This window comes from Paracoccus hibiscisoli (assembly GCF_005048265.1).
Lineage (GTDB): Bacteria > Pseudomonadota > Alphaproteobacteria > Rhodobacterales > Rhodobacteraceae > Paracoccus > Paracoccus hibiscisoli.
The window spans coordinates 1-2291 of the sequence record NZ_SUNH01000075.1 but is presented as its reverse complement, the minus strand read 5'-3'; the positions used below and the strand labels follow the sequence as shown (position 1 = coordinate 2291).

Annotated in this window: 4 protein-coding genes; all 4 read right to left on the bottom strand. The window is 65.5% G+C overall.

Annotation, left to right across the window (positions count from 1 at the left end; genetic code table 11):
- Window positions 1–420 precede the first annotated feature (420 nt).
- The gene (locus FA740_RS19265) at window positions 421–786 is read right to left on the bottom strand and encodes a hypothetical protein (protein ID WP_136858406.1); all 366 of its coding nucleotides are present in this window, start codon (window positions 784–786) and stop codon (window positions 421–423) included.
- A 68-nt stretch (window positions 787–854) separates the two neighbouring features.
- Window positions 855–1295: a DUF6634 family protein gene (locus FA740_RS19260; protein WP_136858405.1), complete on the bottom strand. Its 441-nt coding sequence runs from the start codon at window positions 1293–1295 to the stop codon at window positions 855–857.
- Window positions 1296–1365: 70 nt separating this feature from the next.
- Window positions 1366–1704, bottom strand: coding sequence for a hypothetical protein (locus FA740_RS19255; protein ID WP_136858404.1), 339 nt, complete (start codon window positions 1702–1704; stop codon window positions 1366–1368).
- A gap of 82 nt (window positions 1705–1786) precedes the next feature.
- On the bottom strand, window positions 1787–2291 hold a 505-nt coding region (locus tag FA740_RS19860), incomplete at its 5' end, for an AAA family ATPase (protein WP_338119684.1).

Here is a 2291-nt window from a genome sequence, read left to right as displayed (position 1 = left end):
AATCCAAATCCGCATCGCACTCATGAACCGCTTCTCGGCCATCGGAACGGCCGAGATAGTCCGCGTGGACTGATGACAACGGGGAAAGGGGGCATCACGTCTCACGCGTGAGTTACGCAACAACGCCTCGTAGCTGCCAAGCAGCAAGCTGCACAACCTAGAGGCGGATTCTCATACGGTCACGGTTCGCAGTTTTCCAAGGACCGCTTTCCGCCCTTTACGTCGATGTGGAGCAATTGCCAGCTTCTAGCTGCGGTTCGACTGCGGCAAAGGTCACGTCAAAACCTCTATCGTCCTTTGCAGTGACTGGTGGGGGTTGCAACTGCCAGCGGGATCGTCACCGGGCTTGATGCGTGCGGCAATCGCTTGATCGGCGCGTGCGAAGCCTTCCGGCCAGGTCCGATGTTGCGGGATCGATGTTCAGGATAGCGTCACCCTGCATGCACCGCGGCCATCGTTCTCCCCAAAGACGAAGGACAGCTCGACCTGCGCGCCGCAGGCCGCTGCATAGCGCACGACGAGCTCAAGTGCGGGCAGCGCGGCAACCGGACTCTCCAGCGTAGCCACCACCGACGCCGTCAGTGGCCTGCCAAGGTCCGCCGACGCGCGCCGGACGTCGGCTGGCGTCATCCCCTTGCTTTTGCGGACCGACCGCAGGGCCAAGGCGAGATCGGCTTTCGTCCGGTGCCGGTCGAGCAGCGCGGCGCCTGCGGGATAGGTGGCGCGCAATCGGGCGAGGCCATGCTGTTCGGGCGTCCCGCTTTGCCGCGGCGGTCTTTTCGTCATGGCGATCTCCTTGCGAAACGATTGCTTTCCATGCCCGTCGCAATCTGGCCGCGACGGGTCACCCATATTCACTCCGCGATCACGCCTTCGAGGAGGGCCCGCACCTCCGCGAGCGCCCTGTGGAGGCGCTCGCCCGCGATCGGCATCGCGTGGTCCGACAACGAAGCGGGGATGTAGTGCCATCCGGGCCCCTTCGCCTCGAAATGCGCGGTGAACTTCTCTTCAACCTCGTTCAGATGAGTGCCGAGCCGATACCAGCGGCTTCGCGTCCTAGCCCAGCCAAAGTCTGTCCCAAGCGCGATCAGTGGCGAGGTGTGGATCCAGCCGTCCCTGAGCGCCGGATGTCCTGCAACGCATCCCCAGAGGAGGGGCAGTCCCGTGCTTTGCGCGACGGCGGCCTGCCAGAGGTCCAGCAGCGGCGCGGTCGCCAGGTCCTGGACCGTCGGGCCTCGCTCAATGGCGGCGAGAAGCGCCGTGGCGCGGTCGATGTGCTCCTGTTCGTAGACCATGCGTCTCCTCCTTGTCATTATCCGTGGCGTGATGTTCGTCGTCTGGAGGGGTGGCCTCCGCAGGTTGGTTTCAACCACGCTCCTGCGGCTCAAGCTCCCTGAGAGGCGCTGCCAGCACGTCGTCTGGGTGGGCCGGCAACGCGGCGGCAGGGGTGGTTTCGAAGTCGAGATGCGTCCGCATCAGCCAGTTCAGCAGCCGCACCTTGCTCAAGCCGGAAGCGCGCGCCGCTGCAATGATCCGGTCCAGACCCGGAAGAACCCGCCGGTCGACGGGATCGAACTGAAACGCCGGGAACAGCGATCGATCTCCGACGCGAAAACGGAGGCAGTGGACATCCAGAGGCTCTGTCGCAGGCAGGTTGCCCGGTGCCCTTGCCAGCAGCCCATGTAGCTCTGTCTCGTCGATCATGGGGACCCGGCCAAGGATCTTTCCGCGCAGCGCCCGGCGGCAGGCTGCATCTCCGGGGCGGTCTCCATCTCTGCGGCTCATCTCAGATCACCATCGGCTTGTTCTCGAGATCCGCCGCGCGGTCGAGCATCCGCAGGACCGTGCGCAGGCTGGGGCGCATCGTGGCCTGCGGCGCGACCGCAGCGAGGGCTGCCATGATCGCGTGCACCGACGCCTCCGACAGCCCGCGCGCAAGCCCCTCGCGCTCCGCAAATCCCAACAGGTCGGCCACGTTCAGCTCGTTCATCTTCAGCACGGTGCAGCGGCTCAGAAGCGGTTCTGGCACCGGGGCCAGGCTGTTCGTCAGCAGAACCCAGCTGAGACGAGACATGTCGAAGCGGACCCGATAGTAGGGGCAGGTCCAGTCATGGGCCGTGCCTGGCTCCAGAAGGGGCAGCAGCCCCTCAGCCAGGCCATAGGACTGGCCGCGATCGGACCGGGTGCGGCCGGCCTTGTCCAGCTCGTCAATGATGATGAACGGGTTGCCGGCCAGATCCGTCAGGATGTGCTCCAGCACGCGGCCGGGGCGGGCACCCGACCAGCCGCGC